This window comes from Mediannikoviicoccus vaginalis, assembly GCF_928097925.1.
GTDB classification, from domain to species: domain Bacteria; phylum Bacillota; class Clostridia; order Tissierellales; family Peptoniphilaceae; genus Mediannikoviicoccus; species Mediannikoviicoccus vaginalis.
The window spans coordinates 464,679-480,149 of record NZ_CAKMRI010000001.1; the positions used below are offsets into that span (position 1 = coordinate 464,679).

General features: G+C 32.7%; 12 protein-coding genes and 2 tRNA genes. All 14 read right to left on the minus strand.

Features of this window, described 5'->3' with window-relative positions:
* Nucleotides 1-208 precede the first annotated feature (208 nt).
* Nucleotides 209-919: a cell division protein FtsQ/DivIB gene (locus L6651_RS02310; protein WP_237036445.1), complete on the minus strand. Its 711-nt coding sequence runs from the start codon at nucleotides 917-919 to the stop codon at nucleotides 209-211.
* The gene (murG, locus tag L6651_RS02315; RefSeq protein WP_237036446.1) at nucleotides 909-2,012 is read right to left on the minus strand and encodes an undecaprenyldiphospho-muramoylpentapeptide beta-N-acetylglucosaminyltransferase; all 1,104 of its coding nucleotides are present in this window, start codon (nucleotides 2,010-2,012) and stop codon (nucleotides 909-911) included. The genes L6651_RS02310 and murG overlap by 11 nt, the downstream gene beginning before the upstream one ends.
* A 1-nt stretch (nucleotide 2,013) precedes the next feature.
* Nucleotides 2,014-3,132, minus strand: coding sequence for a putative lipid II flippase FtsW (gene ftsW / locus L6651_RS02320; protein ID WP_237036447.1), 1,119 nt, complete (start codon nucleotides 3,130-3,132; stop codon nucleotides 2,014-2,016).
* The gene (murD, locus tag L6651_RS02325) at nucleotides 3,133-4,449 is read right to left on the minus strand and encodes a UDP-N-acetylmuramoyl-L-alanine--D-glutamate ligase (protein ID WP_237036448.1); all 1,317 of its coding nucleotides are present in this window, start codon (nucleotides 4,447-4,449) and stop codon (nucleotides 3,133-3,135) included. It abuts the gene before it with no gap.
* 1 nt (nucleotide 4,450) lies between these two features.
* The gene (gene mraY / locus L6651_RS02330; RefSeq protein WP_237036449.1) at nucleotides 4,451-5,416 is read right to left on the minus strand and encodes a phospho-N-acetylmuramoyl-pentapeptide-transferase; all 966 of its coding nucleotides are present in this window, start codon (nucleotides 5,414-5,416) and stop codon (nucleotides 4,451-4,453) included.
* Nucleotides 5,417-5,473: 57 nt separating this feature from the next.
* Nucleotides 5,474-6,154 carry a Crp/Fnr family transcriptional regulator gene (locus tag L6651_RS02335; protein ID WP_237036450.1) on the minus strand — a complete coding sequence of 227 codons (681 nt, stop codon included), beginning with the start codon at nucleotides 6,152-6,154 and terminating at the stop codon, nucleotides 5,474-5,476.
* A 92-nt stretch (nucleotides 6,155-6,246) separates the two neighbouring features.
* Nucleotides 6,247-8,493: a penicillin-binding transpeptidase domain-containing protein gene (locus L6651_RS02340; protein WP_237036451.1), complete on the minus strand. Its 2,247-nt coding sequence runs from the start codon at nucleotides 8,491-8,493 to the stop codon at nucleotides 6,247-6,249.
* On the minus strand, nucleotides 8,483-8,932 hold the full coding sequence (locus tag L6651_RS02345; RefSeq protein WP_237036452.1) for a septum formation initiator family protein: 450 nt from the start codon (nucleotides 8,930-8,932) through the stop codon (nucleotides 8,483-8,485). Before L6651_RS02345 ends, L6651_RS02340 begins: the two co-directional genes overlap by 11 nt.
* Nucleotides 8,932-9,867, minus strand: coding sequence for a 16S rRNA (cytosine(1402)-N(4))-methyltransferase RsmH (gene rsmH / locus L6651_RS02350; RefSeq protein WP_237036453.1), 936 nt, complete (start codon nucleotides 9,865-9,867; stop codon nucleotides 8,932-8,934). The genes L6651_RS02345 and rsmH overlap by 1 nt, the downstream gene beginning before the upstream one ends.
* A gap of 9 nt (nucleotides 9,868-9,876) precedes the next feature.
* The gene (mraZ, locus tag L6651_RS02355; RefSeq protein WP_237036454.1) at nucleotides 9,877-10,314 is read right to left on the minus strand and encodes a division/cell wall cluster transcriptional repressor MraZ; all 438 of its coding nucleotides are present in this window, start codon (nucleotides 10,312-10,314) and stop codon (nucleotides 9,877-9,879) included.
* 265 nt (nucleotides 10,315-10,579) lie between these two features.
* Nucleotides 10,580-11,560: a helix-turn-helix domain-containing protein gene (locus L6651_RS02360; protein ID WP_237036455.1), complete on the minus strand. Its 981-nt coding sequence runs from the start codon at nucleotides 11,558-11,560 to the stop codon at nucleotides 10,580-10,582.
* Between the two features lie 592 nt (nucleotides 11,561-12,152).
* A tRNA-Leu gene (locus tag L6651_RS02365) sits at nucleotides 12,153-12,236 on the minus strand.
* A 5-nt stretch (nucleotides 12,237-12,241) separates the two neighbouring features.
* Nucleotides 12,242-12,318, minus strand: a tRNA-His gene (locus tag L6651_RS02370).
* A gap of 189 nt (nucleotides 12,319-12,507) precedes the next feature.
* The gene (locus L6651_RS02375; RefSeq protein ID WP_237036456.1) at nucleotides 12,508-15,387 is read right to left on the minus strand and encodes a penicillin-binding protein 1A; all 2,880 of its coding nucleotides are present in this window, start codon (nucleotides 15,385-15,387) and stop codon (nucleotides 12,508-12,510) included.
* Between the last annotated feature and the right edge of the window lie 84 nt (nucleotides 15,388-15,471).

Consider the following 15,471-nt stretch of genomic DNA (forward strand, 5'->3'; position numbering starts at 1 on the left):
TTGTATTTTAAGTACATTGTTTTAAATTAATTTATTTAATTGTTGTTATGCTGCTGCTTGTGTTTGTTTGTCAAGTTTAGTTTAATGTTTTTTATTTAAAAAGCAAAAAAATAAGCGAAATTAATATATCTTTTAATTCCACTTATTTGAATTATTATTATGCATTCTATTTTTCATTTGTTTTATAGATACAATTTTTCTAACATCTTTAATCCGCTATAACTACAGGTTTCTTTACATTAGACACTTTTATTTCTTTTATATCTATACCTTTAGTATCATTCTCTGAAATAATTTCCGAAATAATTTCAAATTTCTTTTTTATTTGTTTTTTATCGCCAAAATACGCATCAATTCCATCAATTTCAATGAACATATTCTTTTTATCCGTTAAATTTAACTTGGTGAAGTTTATATTGTACTCCTCAACACTATCAAATATCTCCTTAATTGTAGCATCATTAAAGATACTATTGTTTACTATAAGATCTGTGTTTATTCCAACAATTTCCGGTAAATTTTCAGTATCTTCCTTAGTGTTGCTAATATTTCCCAAGGTGTCTATAAATACAATGTCCTTATTCTTAGTTACAATATAAGCGATATTCGTCTTTTCTAAAATTTCGACTTTCAACTTGTTGGGAAACTCTTTTTTAATATCAACTTCTATTATCTTGTCATTCTTAGTTAGATTTTTTTCTGCGTCCTTTATATTTGCCAAGAAGTAATTTTTCCCATATAATTTCGACTCATTTTTAAAGTCTTCAATTGTATATGTCTTATTTCCATCCATTTCAATATTTATTAAATTAAAATATGGATGTCTTAGCAAAAAATACGCCACAATAGATATTATTGAAATTATAATTACAATTGTCCAAATTAAGGCAAATTTACTTTTCTTTTTTTTATTTTCCATTACTTCCTACTTTTACTATTTCCTGTACTATTTCATATCCCGCATTTGGAGTTGCAAATTCTTTTGCTCTTTCTCCCATTTCTTTTAATCTATTGTCATCATTTAAAAGCTCAAGTATTTTTGATTTTAGATTGCTGGACTCTAAGTCTTTTTCCTCAATCATAAGTGAAGCTCCTCTATTTTTAAACTCCAGTGCATTGTATACTTGATGGTTTTCTGTTGTATATGCTTTCGGAACTAATATAGAAGGCATTCCCAAGTAAGATAGTTCTGCCAAAGTAATCGCTCCAGAGCTTGTTATTACAAGGTCGGAAATTGCATAGGCCTCTTGAATATTATCTAAGTATGGATAAACTTTTACATTAGGTAATACTTTCATATCCTTTACAAAGCTATCGTAATTGTTTTTCCCTGTTACAAAGAACAGGTTGAAGTCATCTTGGTTCAGATTTTCATTAATCATCTCTTTAAAAACTTGATTTAATTTTCCCGATCCATTGGACCCACCAAATACTAAAATATTTTTATTTTGATTTTTAAATCCCATATGAAAGTTTGCTTCATCTCTTATTTCATCCATATTTAAAAATTTATTTCTAATTGGATTTCCAGTAATTATTCCATTTTCCTGATTTTTAAAATACTTCAAACTCTCTTTAAATGTTACAAAGTACTTATTTGCATACCTTGATAATATTTTATTAGTAACTCCAGGATACGAGTTTTGTTCATGGAAAAAAACTTTTTTTCTTAATTTATGTGCCGCATATAAAACTGGGCCAGTAACAAAACCACCGGTTCCAATTACAAAATCCGGATTAAACTCTTTAAGTATCTTTTTAGACTCGCTAATTCCCTTTAATGTGTCTCCTCCTGTCTTAAAAATCTTTTTTATGGATTTTCTTGAAAGGGGTGAGGCTGTAATGCCTTTAAATTCATATCCTTGATTTGGTACAAGAATAGATTCTAAGCTATTTTTTCTTCCAATATATAAAACTTCTGTGTCGGGATAGAGTTTTATAAACTCTTCTATTATGGCTATGGCAGGATATATATGTCCTCCCGTTCCTCCACCACTTACTGCTATTTTCATATTACCTCCTGTCTGCCTGTTTTGAAATTCCTAAAACCATTCCCATCATAAACAAAAATACCATCAAGGATGTTCCACCATAGGAAATAAATGGTAGTGTCAATCCTGTTGGAGGAATAATTCCAAGAGCAACAGATATATTTATGAACGCCTGTAAACCTATTAATAACATAATCGAAATCACTAAAAGTTTTGCAAAGCTATCTTTTAGTTTAAAAGCCATTTTCATGCCGCAGTAGATTAGATAAAGATATAGTAAAATGACCATTATACTTCCTATAAAGCCTAATTCTTCTGCAATAATTGCAAATATAAAGTCATTGTGCGCCTCTGATAGATAACTAAATTTATGTCTTGATTTCCCAAGTCCTACTCCAAAAATTCCTCCATAGGACACGGCAAAAAGAGATTGGGCAAGTTGCCATCCCTTATTTGAAAAGTCTTTTAGTGGATCTAGCCAAGCTTCTATTCTTGAAGAACGGCTATAAGAACTTTTGGAAAAAACTATTCCTACCACTCCAGAAGTTACTAATATTCCAAGTCCTAAGGCAGATTGAAATAAATTTACTCCCCCAACTATAAATATACATATTATTACGGCACCCATAACCATAGTTGTTGATAAGTCTGGCTGTAAAAATACCAATCCACAGGATATCATCAAAAAGAAAAACATTGGCAAAAATCCATATAAAACATTATTGAGCTTCTTTTTATATCTATCAATATACTTACAAACTGCTAAAATCGTTCCTAGTTTCAAAAAGTCTGAAGGCATTATTGTTATTGGTCCAATGTCTAGCCACCTTCTTGCATTATATGTTTCAATATCGCCGAAAATCAAAACAAGAACCGATAGAATTATGGATAGTATGTAGAGTACATATCCATATTTTTTAAAAATTCTGTAGTCTATGTTTGAAGTTATAAACATAATAATTATTCCGACAAAGGAAAAGATTAAATTCTTATTAATAAAAAAATACGGATTTATTCCCTTTCTAACCGCATATGGCCAACTGGAACTAAACACCATAATATTGCCTACAATAATGAGTAGCATTGTGGCTATAAAAATATTATAATCTATCTTTTTCCTTCTTTTTGGCTTCTTCACCATCTAATCACCTAAGTTATTTACTAAGTCCTTAAACTCATTTCCTCTGTCCATATAGTTCTTATACATTCCCCATGATGCACAGGCAGGAGAAAGTAGTACAACATCTCCCTTGTCCATTACTTTGTAAGAAAGTTCTACTGCTTCTTTCATATCTTTGACAATATTTATATCTTTTACACCTTTTGCTTCTTCCTGCATTTGACTAGCAGTTTCTCCCATAAGTATAAGTTTTTTTATTCTATCTCCATATTGTTCAAACATCTCTTTGAAAGATACCTTCTTATCATATCCACCTGCAATTAAGATAATTGGATTTTCAAAAGAAGATAGCGCCTTTATGGTTGAATCCACATTTGTTCCCTTAGAGTCATTGTAAAACTTAACTTCATCTAACTCTCTAACAAACTCTATTCTATGCTCCACTGCATTAAAACTATAGCATGCCCTTTCAATGTCTTCGTCAGATATATTTAACGCATTTGTTATAGCCGCTGCCACAAGGACATTTTGTACATTGTGAAGCCCTGGAATACGAAGTTTCCTAGCGTCAATTATCCTCTTTCCACCACGATAGATAAATGGTTTGTCATAATAAAATAATGCATTTTTATCTTCTAGGGATATTGAGATAATTTCTGATTTTATCTCATTCTTTAATTTACATAATCTTTTATCATCAATATTTAAAATCAATTTATCATCTGGATTTTGATTTTTAAAAATATTTTGTTTTGCTTTAAAGTATGCGTCAAAACTACCATGCCAGTCAGAATGGTCTGGCGAAATATTTGTAAAAGCTGCAACTTTTGTCCTAAATGTAGTTGTGGAGTCCAGTTGAAAACTTGAGCTCTCTATTACAAAATAGTCTACTTCAGGATTTGAATAAATCTCCCACAACATTCCAACTCCAATATTTCCTATGGCAATAGATGACTTTCCACTTTCATTTAATATGTGATTAACAAGCATTGTAGTTGTAGTTTTGCCATTGGTCCCTGTAATTGATATTAAATTTCTGTCACCAAATAGTCTATATGCCATTTCCAAATCGGAAACAATTTCTATTCCTCTGCTAGAAATTTTTTGTATCAATTCGTTATGAGGTGGTATTCCAGGGCTCTTTATACATATAATTTCCTTTGAAATAACTTCTTCTAAATCAAATATTAAGGTATATTTTAAATCTTTTAATTCTTCTGGCTCGTCTTCCTTAGAGCTTATATTGCTATCATATGCATAGACATTAAGTCCCTTCTTGCTAAGCGTCTTTACTGTAGAAATTCCCGTAATACCTAATCCTATTACTAAATAATCCATCTTATCTCCCTAATCCCAATACTGTAAGTATGGAAAATACTATTGATAGCACTGTAAATGCAGCAACAATTTTAGGCTCCTTATATCCCTTTAACTCATAATGATGATGAATTGGCGACATTAGAAAGACCCTCTTTTTATTTCTAGTCTTATAACTAATTACTTGAATTATTACAGACATTGTCTCAATAACATAAACACCACCAAGTATTACTAGGTAAAGTGGAGCGTTTAATATTAAAGCCATCATTACCAAAGCTCCCCCTATGGCCATTGAGCCAGTGTCCCCCATGAATACTGATGCAGGGTTTGAATTATACACTAAAAACCCTATTAGAGAACCTACAAAAATCGTTGAGAACACTGCCATTGATGATCCTTTTAAAATGGCTATTATTGCAAGTGCAATAAATACTGGAATTGAAACGGATGTTGCAAGTCCATCAAGACCATCAGTAATATTTGTAGCATTGACAGTTCCAATCATAATAAATGTAAGTATTGGATATGTTAAAATTCCCAAATTAAATTCTATATCTGTAAAAGGAATGTTAATTATCGAAATATGTTTAGCTGATACCTTTGAAGCCAAGTAAATTAGTCCAAAACTCATAATTATTTGGAAAATTATCTTTTGTAACTCCGTAAGTCCTAGTGATCTTTTCATTACTAGCTTGAAAAAGTCATCTACAAATCCTACAAGGCCAAATCCAAGCATACTTACTATTATAAGTATGTTTTCGTGGCTATATCCTCTAAAGATAGCCAAGGTTATTAGGGTTGAAAAAATAAATATTATACCGCCCATTGTTGGAGTGCCCTGTTTTAGTAAATGGGCCTTTGGTCCGTCATCCCTAATACTCTGTCCTATTTTTGCTCTTACTAAAATTTTAATAATATACTTACCAATGACGATTGATATAAGCATACTAACCAAAAGCATCGTAAGTAGTTTAAATATATCCATTTAATTATTCTCCTTTACTCATCTTAATATTATATCCTAAAGAGTGGTTATTGTTAACTAAATAGTAAGCTTTGTCAAGCCTTCTAAGTCTAGTATCACTATGTCCCCCTTTGGAAGTAGTTTAACTAAACCCAAGTCTTCGAAATAGCTTAACTTTCTAATCACAGTTTCCCTAGCTACTCCAGAAAAACTTCCAAGCTCCATCCTATTCATATTGTGCTTGATTAATATTTCGCCGGATTCTTCTTTTATTCCATATCTATTTGAAAGATCTATTAAGCTCTTTGCAACTTTCATATCTGCATTCATTACTGAAAGCCTGTCGATTAACTCTTCGCCCTTTCTTATTCTAAGATAGGACTGAATTAATAAGGACTTTAAAAACAATTCATTATGCATCAAGATATTTGAAAAATCCTTCTTTGAAATTTTTAAAACCTGACACTTAGTAAGTGCAATCCCATTATAAAGATAGGATTCAGATGTTATTAAATTAAGTCCTCCAACAAAATCTTCATCTTTATATACATATAGAATCTGTTCTCTTCCATCAGACAGGTCCATGGATATTTTCATTGAGCCACTTTTGATAATATACATATAAAGTGCCTTGTCCCCTGGACGAAAAACATACTCTCCCTTATCCACATTGACAATCTCTACAGATTTGGAAAGTTTTTCCTTGTCCTCTTTCGACAATTCTTTAAAAAGCTTTGTTTCCTTAATTATATTCTTCATTTTTCCTCCAATATAATTATATATTAAAGACTCTGAATAATAAAATAAGGCAGAGCATATGCCCCACCTTAAGAGCGAAGAATATCACCCCATCAATTATTTTGGTTTTCTTCCCCATCATTTTGATTTTCATCTACATCTACATCTTCATCTTCTTCATGGTTATGATTATTCTTGTCATCTGTTTTTATAGGTTCATAAATCAATTCCAAAGTATCTTTTTGTCTTAAAAACTCTCCAGCAGGTGGATTTGTCTTTATTATTCTTGATTTTTGAGAGTCACCTGTATGAATTATCTTTAGATTTGTATCCTTTAATATAGATAGGGCTTCATTTTTGTACTTTCCGATTAAATCAGGTACCTTTACTGTTGATTCTCCAGAGTCATCAGCCACAAGGGTTACAACCTTAGTGTGGTTTATTTTTGTTCCAGGATCAACAGATTGACTCTTTATTATAATACCGTCATTGTCTGAAGTATTAACTATTTCAATTTTTATTCCTCTGGAGTTTGCCTTATTAACTGCGTTTCTCAAGGTTTCTCCAGTAAAGTCAGGAACTTCAACATCTGTAATATCAGATTCTTTATTTACTCTATTTAAGTTCTTTAGCTTTGCAATTTCATCATTAATCTTCTTTGTTATCTCTCCTGCCACTGCGTTTCCAGAGTTCATTCCCGTCGGTTCGTCAACTACAACAAGGACAGAATACTTTGGATTTTCCATAGGAAAGGCTGCATAAAATGATGCTATGGTCTTTTCAGATGTATATACGCCATCTTCAAGCTTTATTGTTGTTCCAGACTTTCCTCCCACGGTGTATTGAGATGATTTAACTGCATTGGCCCCGCCGTTTTCAACATTATTTACCATAAGTTGTCTCATGCGGTCGCTGGTAGTTTTAGAAATAACCTGTCTTTTTACAAGCTCTTCTTCATCCTCAATCTTCTTGTCACCAATCTTATCCAATATTCTTGGCGTAATAATATATCCACCATTAACAATTGCATTGGCTGCAGTTATTACCTGTATTGGCGTTGCAGAAATTCCATGGCCATAGGACATTGTACAAAGTTGTGCTATGTTCATGCTTGAAGCCGAGTCAGGTATAAGACCTTTTTGCTCACCAACTAAATCTATTCCTGTCAATTCTCCAAACCCAAAGGCCTTTAGATATTGATGCATCTTAGCATATCCAATTTGCTCCGCCATTTGTGCAAATGAAGGGTTACATGAGTTTGCCAAAGCTTCCTCCATGGTTTGTTTTCCATGTGGGTCATACCAACTTACACACTTTATAGTAACTCCCCTTGCAATATTATAGTATCCCTTACAAACATAGGTACTACTTTCATCAAAGACTCCCTCTTCAAGTCCAATTGCAGAAGTCATCAGTTTATATACAGATCCCGGTTCATAAATATCACTGATACTTTTATTTCTCCAAATATCATAATATTTGTTGAGCCTCTCTTTTTCAGTTAAACTTCCAAGTTCTTTCTCTTCTTCTTTATTTCTCGCTTTTCTAGGATTATTTGAATTAAATCTAGGGTAGTTTTCCATGGCAATGACTCTATTCGTCATTGGATCTGTAACTATTACAGACATGGACTTAGGCTTATATTTTTCATTGGCCTCTTTTAAAATATTACTAACCATGGCAGATATACTCTGGTCTATGTTTAATGTAATATCCTCTCCACCATCAGACTTAAGTTCCTTGTTCTCATCGAAGGATATAATACTTCCATTTCTCGAGCCAGAAAAAATATTTAATCCATATTTTCCCTTTAAATAATTATCATAATAGCTTTCCACTCCATAAAGACCTTCTCCATCGCTGTTGGTAAAACCTAAAACATAGGAAAGAGCAGAGCCTTCTGGATAGTATCTTCTATTTTCCACGGTTAAACTTAAAGAATTCTCTTCAAGATTTTTAATTTTTTCAACTTGTTCAGATGTTAGATTTTCTTTTACCCTTACAATGTCTTCGCTATTTAAAACTTCGTCAATTTCGCCATTGTCCATTCCAAGTATTGTGGAAAATCCTTGAATCAACTTGTTTCTAGAACCTTCTTTCAAGTCCTTTGGAAAAAAATAAAGACAATTAACTTTTACATTCTTCGCAATTATATTTCCCGAAGAATCTAATATCTTACCCCTTTCTGCAGGTATTTTAACAACTTTCATCCTCTGCCTAGCCGCCCCTGTCTTGTATCTTGAATTATAAAGATAGAGCATTCTGCCGGCAAAGATAAAAACCATTATAATACTTAGTAAGAATATAGCTATTGTCCTATTTTTAAATTTTTTATCAAAATTAAATTTTCTATTTTTCATTGTCATTAACAGCCAGGGAAGTTTTATCTTTATTATCTACTTTTTTGTCCTTAGAGATATAAAAGTATTGTTCTTCATTAGGATAAACCATTCCCAGTTTATACTTGGCTATTTCTTCAATCCTTTCAGCAGATGAGTATTTGTCTATTTCCATGCTGTAATAGTCTCTCGTAGCTTCCAAATCCTCTATCTCTGATTTTATATTTGAAATCTTTCCAGTAAGAACCGTGGAAGTCACATAAGTTGATAGCAAGCAAATAGAAAGAACTATATTTAAAGCCCCAAGAAAAACCAATGATTTTGTTTTAGACTTTTCTCTAGCTCTAGTCCTACTCTTGACTTTAATATATCTTTGTTCTTTTTTCAATACCCTTAGTCTTACATCTTTTCTTGGACTATATTCTTCAGGGTATATATAATCAAAATTTCTTGCTTCCATTATATCTTCTCCACAACTCTAAGTTTAGAACTTTTAGATCTTGAATTTGTCTCAATTTCACTTTCCGTTGGTACTATAGGCTTTCTAGTGATTATCTTAACTTCTCTTTTCTTATTACATACACAAACCGGAATTTCCGGTGGACAAATGCAATCGGTATTTAAATCTTTAAAAATATCCTTAACTATTCTGTCTTCTAAAGAATGGAAAGTAATTACACATAGCCTTCCACCTGGGTTAAGCCTTTTAACAATTTTTGGAAGTACATATTCTAAAACTCCAAGTTCATCATTTACCTCTATACGAAGGGCTTGAAAAACTCTTTTCGCATAATGTCCCTTTGTATTTCTTCTAACCTCTGCAGAGACAGCTCTGTCAATTATTTTAACTAAGTCAAAAGTAGTTTCAATCTTCTTTTCTTTTCTACTCTCTACAATAAACTCTGCAATTCTTTTGGACCACTTTTCTTCCCCATATTTGAAAAATATATTTGCCAAATCCTCTTGAGAGTAGTTGTTTACTATGAACTGCGCTGTAAGGTCTTGGTTCTTATCCATTCTCATATCTAAAGGTGCATCTTCCATATAGCTAAATCCCCTAGAAGCTTCGTCAATTTGATAGGAAGAAACCCCTATATCCATAAGAACTCCATCCACCTTGTCAATTTTAAGTTCATCTAGAATTTCTTCAAAATATTTAAAATTGGACTTAATAAAAATAATCTTATCTATGTGATCCTTTAATTTTTTCTTAGCTGCCTCTATTGCATCTAGGTCTTGGTCAATGCAAATCAGCCTTCCCTTGTCCAGTTTTTTTACAATTTCAAGAGAGTGATTGCCACCACCCAAGGTACAGTCCACATAGATTTTGTCCTTATCTATTTGTAAATTTTCAATTGTCTCATTTAATAAAACTGGTATATGTTTGAATTCCATTTATAACCTCTAAAAATCTATATCTAAATCAGCCATGCTCTCCGTTAACATGTCGTAATTGAAATCATCGTCGTTATTGTAAGATTGCCATCTATCCTTGTCCCAAATTTCAACCCTGGAAGATACACCAATAATAATCGCTTCCTTTTCTAAAGACGCATACTGCCTTAAGTTTCCAGGCAAAAGCACCCTTCCCATCTTATCCAGTGAAACGTCAATCGCTCCAGCATAAAATAGTCTTGCTATACCCCTTGCATCTTTTCTCGAAAGTCGAAGTGCATTTATCTTCTTGTCCATTTCAATCCATTGATCTTCAGGAAAAACAAATAAACAACCATCCATCCCCTTAGTGATGTAAAAAGTTTTTCCAAGTTCTTCACGAAATTTTGAAGGCATAGTTATACGTCCCTTTGTATCTAGATTATGTTGATATTCACCTATGAACATATTCCTTCCTCCTAAAAATTAAACACTTTTACCCACTTTCTGCCACTTAATATTATAATACCCTATATTACTGATAATCTCAATAGTTTTTAATGAAATATCTCAATATTTTTTACGAAATAATCAGTTTAAAAGTCGATAATTCCAAAGTTTATTAAAAAAACATTAAAAAGTGGGAAATTGTGTTTGATTTTTAATGAAAATTTATGAAAGAGAAATAAAAAAAGAGACTGGTTTTAATTCCAATCTCTTAAACTTAAATTTATTATTTTGATTTAAAAACACTTGCCAGGGATGATATTAAAGTTGTAATAAGCCCTCCCACAGGAAAGATTATCCAGCTGTATTGCCAATTGTTGGTTTTAAAACTGTAGTAAAAGTAGATTATAACAATACTTAACCAAAGCATTCCTATTATGGGACCTAACACTTTATTTTTACTTTTAGATTCAACAGTGAAATCACCTGTCTGTTGAAGCTGTTCATAAGTTTCTTTTATAATAGAAGATTTTACAATTAAATTAACACCAAGGGAAACAATAAAAAGTAGTAGAGCCACTGCAGAAAATAAATTGAATGGATCTGGATTATCCTTTATTCCTACAACTAAAACCGGTATTGCACTAACGATACAAAGAGTAATACCTATAACCATGCGATTAACAAACTCCGGTTGATATCTACTTTCCATTTCCTTTGCCATGTTTGCCACACCATATTCCGTTTCAAAGTATTCTCTTTCTAAAAACTCATACTTTTCTAAGCTCAGTCCAGAAATTATAAATAACGCAATGGCAATTGCTGCAACTATTATTAAACTTATAACTCCAATTGTAATAGCCATGTTTTCAGACATTAAAAATTTCTTGCCTTCCACTATGCCTAATAAAAAAATTAAAATCGAAGGTGAAATTATAAGAAGAGATACCCCTAAACTTATTTTCTTAGAAGCTTCCTGCCTTAAATTAATAAACTCATTCGCATCTTCCATAGTCACTCTTATGTCGTCATTTTCATAATCGGCATCACCAGTGTATTCAACCTCTTCTATTTCATCCTTAATTAAATAATCAACAGAAACAGAAAAAATCTTACTCATCTCGATAATCCTATTTAATTCAGGAGTCGCCCCCGAACTCTCCCATTTCGAAACAGACTGCCTCGAAACATTTAACATCTCCGCCAGTTCCTCTTGAGACCAGCCATTTTTCTTTCTAAGATAAATTATCTTGTCTGCTAATATCATACTTACCTCCTTTTGATTAAAGTATATGAAAAACCTTAGTTACATTCTATAAACTTAGGTTGGTAATTTGTCAACTCTCTATTTACAAAACAGTTTTTAGCAGTTGCAACGTTGAAATTCAAACATTTTAAAAATAAATTTATTCATAGTAATCATTAAAATAATACCCAATTTAATTATTTTTATCGCAAAGAAAAAGAGCCTATATGGCCCTTTGTGGTTTATTTATTTTATGTCAAAAATCAAACTAGCAAATATAAATTATAGGCACAGGCATAGACTCCTGCGTGCATAAATTTCTCACAATCAATATAACCTTTTTTTAATTCTCATACGTTTGTTCTATAATCACTTTCAATTATATTTTCATTTTCAGCTAAAAATTCTCTTACTTTTCGTTTGTTCTATTGCCTCTGTTTATTGAAAAATCTTTTAGCACCTTTTTTTAAACTCTTCATATGTAGGCATATCATTGTCTTTCATTTTAATCATCCTTAGTTTTTTCTTTCTAATTGGTGTAACATAACTATAATAATTTACTTTCCCCTTAAAATAAAAAAGCCTCAAATAGCCTAATCAGCTACCTGAGGTTTGGTGCGGGAAAGAGGACTTGAACCCCCACGTCAAAGACACTAGATCCTAAGTCTAGCGCGTCTGCCAATTCCGCCATTCCCGCATATATGGGGTGGGTGATGGGATTCGAACCCACGACCTTCAGAGCCACAATCTGACGCCCTAACCAGCTAGGCCACACCCACCAGATGAGTACCTAGTTATAATACCATGTTTGAAACTAAGTGTCAAGCATTTTCGGTATTATTTATATCGTGCAATGAAATCCATCAACATCACAACTATTAGTATACACTAATCAAAAAAAATTGCAAGCTTTTTTTTAATATTTTTTACATAAATTTAAAGGATCTAGAAATTCTAGACCCTTTAACTTAGTTCTCGTTATCTTCATTTTGTGGAGGTTGTTCTTGTTTTGGAGGTTGCGTCGGTTTTGTTCCTCCTTGGTTGTTATTATTGTTATTGTTGTTGGTATTGGTATTGTTATTATTGTTATTGTTATTGTTATTTCTATTATTGTTGGAATCATCTTTATCGTCTTTATCGTCTTCATCTTCCTTTTCAGGTTCGATAGTCTTAAAGATATTCCAGTCTCTAGGGTAAATTCCACTTGTACCTGGGTCGTAAGGTATTGGTCTTACTAGTTTTAGTCCCGTACTTGTGAATTGATGAACTTTACAATAACTTGTTGGTTGTGTACCTTCAACAAATATTTCGTTTTTAACAACTCCTCTATGGTCTGCATAACAAGCCTTGGTAGGTTTTGCATCTCCAATTGTGCAGACTGTCATATGAACTATTCCATCTGGTTCAACGAACTTAGAAGGTTCTTTGCCTTCTAATACTTTTTTATTTACTGCTCTCCAAAGTCTTACAGCCTGTCCTCCATTTTGTGACAGCTTAAGTTGTTGATTGTCAAATCCAATCCATGATCCAATTGTGTAATGTGTGGAAAATCCTACAAACCAAACATCTTGGTTCTCTTGTGTTGTACCTGTCTTACCTGCCAGGTCATTGTTAGGATCATAGGCAACATTACCATATGGTACTGTAAGAACATCTTTCATTATATCTGTAATCACATATGCTAGTTGAGGACTTATAACCTGTCTTCTTTCGCTTGGATCTTCTAATATTACATTGCCCTTTGAATCTTCTATCTTTGTAAATGATAGTGGTTCAATGTATTGGCCATGGTTTGCAATTGCAGCGTATGCACCTGTTAAGTCTAGGTTTGTAACACCATAAGTCATGGCTCCTAGGGCCATTGCCGATGCATTCTCGTCATTTATTTGAGGATTTTCGCTGGCTGATACATAGTCATCTTTAGTTGGGTCATTTTTGTTTATAAGCCCAAACTTTTCCCAGTATTCTTTTGACTTGTCTATTCCCACGTCTTCAACAGTTTTAACTGCTGTAACGTTTATGGAGTCCCTTAGGGATTCTCTAAGTGAAACAAGTCCTTTGTAATATCCATACACGTTCTTAGGCCATAATTCTCCCTTGTAGTAAGTAGGTGTGTCATCTATTGGCGTTGCAGCTGTATAGCCATTGTCTAGGGCTGGAACATATACTGATACCGGTTTAATAGATGAACCAGGTTGTCTTGGTACATCTGTAGCTCTATTTAGTATCATTCTACCCTTTTGATTTCTACCGCCTACAACCGCTTTAATTTGTCCTGTTTTATGATCAATTACAACTATTGACCCTTGCGGTTGTGGTATTCCTTCTTTATCAATGCTAAAGTACTCGCTATTGAAGATTAGGTTTCCACTTTCGTCTATTGTATATAGGTCTGAATTCTTATCTAAAACTTCTTTGGATAATAGTATTCCATTTTCAGTTTGTTGAACTTCGTCTTTTTCTACTACAGCTTTTCCTGATGCTGATACCATATGGGTTACTAAGTTGTTTTCATCATTAACTGTAAAGTAGTCCTTTGGGTCAAGGAAGTTTCCATACACCCCCATCTTTGCAGACTTGATTAGCACACTATCATCAGAGTTTGCTTCGTATTCTTGTGGTGTAAGTACAATTGTGTCTTCTCCACTAAATAGATTTTCGTATCTATAGTAAACTACTTTTCCATTTAAATTTGTAATATTTCCCTGTCTATCTGCTGACCAATTTAAAAATGATGGTCTTCTCTTGCTTCCTGAGTTTTGCAAAACTACTGTTGAGAAGTTTGTAAATATTTCTTCAATTTGGTTTTGCATTTCCATGTCTATGGCAGAGTAAACTCTAATTCCACCATTGTAGTATTTTGCAATGGCTTCGTCTTTAGTGTAGTTTAGTTCTGTTTGTAATTTTTCTATAACTTGTTTTGTAATTAAGTCTGAGTAGTATGAAGAAATAACTTGTTTTGTAGAGTTTCTTCCTGGGTTCAAAGCGGCTGCTATGTCTTCTTGCATAGCTTCGTCATATTCCTCTTGACTTATATAGCCTTGGTCTAGCATGTTTTTTAATGCATGCTTTTGTCTATCCATTGCAGAGTCGTTGTACACAACTTTATATACAGTTCCATTAAGTTCGATGTCTCCCTTTACAATGTCGCCTTCAACGACCTTTTCAGGTAAAATTGTTCTATACAGCGCATAGTTGGAAGGACTCTTAACTATAGATGCAATTGCTGCACACTCTGCAAGTGTTAAATCATTTACATCTTTTGAAAAATATGTTTTACTTGCCGCTTGAACTCCATAGGCATTTTGTCCAAGGAATACGGTATTCATATATTTTTCAAGTATGCCCTCTCTTCCCAAAGATTCTGTTAACTGAATTGCAAGATAAGCTTCTTTTATCTTTCTTTCTATTCTCTGTTCAGAGTTTAAGTAAATATTTCTAGACAATTGTTGCGCTAGAGTTGAAGCACCTCTTAGGTTTGACGATTTTAAATTGTCATAAACGGAGCTCAATATACCCTTTGGGTCAACTCCATTGTGTTCATAAAATCTTTCGTCTTCAATCGCTATAAATGCATTAATCAAGTTTTTAGGAATTTGATCGTATGTAATCAACTCTCTAAACTCACTTGTTTGAATAGTTTCAATCTTATTTCCCGATGAATCTAAAATTTCTGAAGTTTGGGAAAGAAGTTCGTCTATTTGGCTTGGTTCTACATGAGGTGTGTTTTCTAATACACCTACTATGGAAACACCTAGGGCTCCACACATTAGAGTAAATACGATTAAAAATAATATAACAATTAATTTAATGGTTTTTGCAAAGCCAGACTTTATAGTATCTTTCATAGTAACCTCCATCTTTTTATCTACTCTATTATAACATAGTAGTAAGTATTTTTAAATTTATCATGATTTCTCAATTTTAGTACT

What these genes read in the sequence shown, in the direction of transcription:
- L6651_RS02375 (WP_237036456.1), bottom strand. Translation starts at nt 15,387, where the DNA reads ATGAAAGATACTATAAAGTCTGGCTTTGCAAAAACCATTAAATTAATT.
- mraY (WP_237036449.1), bottom strand. Translation starts at nt 5,416, where the DNA reads ATGGATATATTTAAACTACTTACGATGCTTTTGGTTAGTATGCTTATA.
- L6651_RS02360 (WP_237036455.1), bottom strand. Translation starts at nt 11,560, where the DNA reads ATGATATTAGCAGACAAGATAATTTATCTTAGAAAGAAAAATGGCTGG.
- L6651_RS02340 (WP_237036451.1), bottom strand. Translation starts at nt 8,493, where the DNA reads ATGAAAAATAGAAAATTTAATTTTGATAAAAAATTTAAAAATAGGACA.
- murD (WP_237036448.1), bottom strand. Translation starts at nt 4,449, where the DNA reads ATGGATTATTTAGTAATAGGATTAGGTATTACGGGAATTTCTACAGTA.
- murG (WP_237036446.1), bottom strand. Translation starts at nt 2,012, where the DNA reads ATGAAAATAGCAGTAAGTGGTGGAGGAACGGGAGGACATATATATCCT.
- mraZ (WP_237036454.1), bottom strand. Translation starts at nt 10,314, where the DNA reads ATGTTCATAGGTGAATATCAACATAATCTAGATACAAAGGGACGTATA.
- ftsW (WP_237036447.1), bottom strand. Translation starts at nt 3,132, where the DNA reads ATGGTGAAGAAGCCAAAAAGAAGGAAAAAGATAGATTATAATATTTTT.
- L6651_RS02335 (WP_237036450.1), bottom strand. Translation starts at nt 6,154, where the DNA reads ATGAAGAATATAATTAAGGAAACAAAGCTTTTTAAAGAATTGTCGAAA.
- L6651_RS02310 (WP_237036445.1), bottom strand. Translation starts at nt 919, where the DNA reads ATGGAAAATAAAAAAAAGAAAAGTAAATTTGCCTTAATTTGGACAATT.
- L6651_RS02345 (WP_237036452.1), bottom strand. Translation starts at nt 8,932, where the DNA reads ATGGAAGCAAGAAATTTTGATTATATATACCCTGAAGAATATAGTCCA.
- rsmH (WP_237036453.1), bottom strand. Translation starts at nt 9,867, where the DNA reads ATGGAATTCAAACATATACCAGTTTTATTAAATGAGACAATTGAAAAT.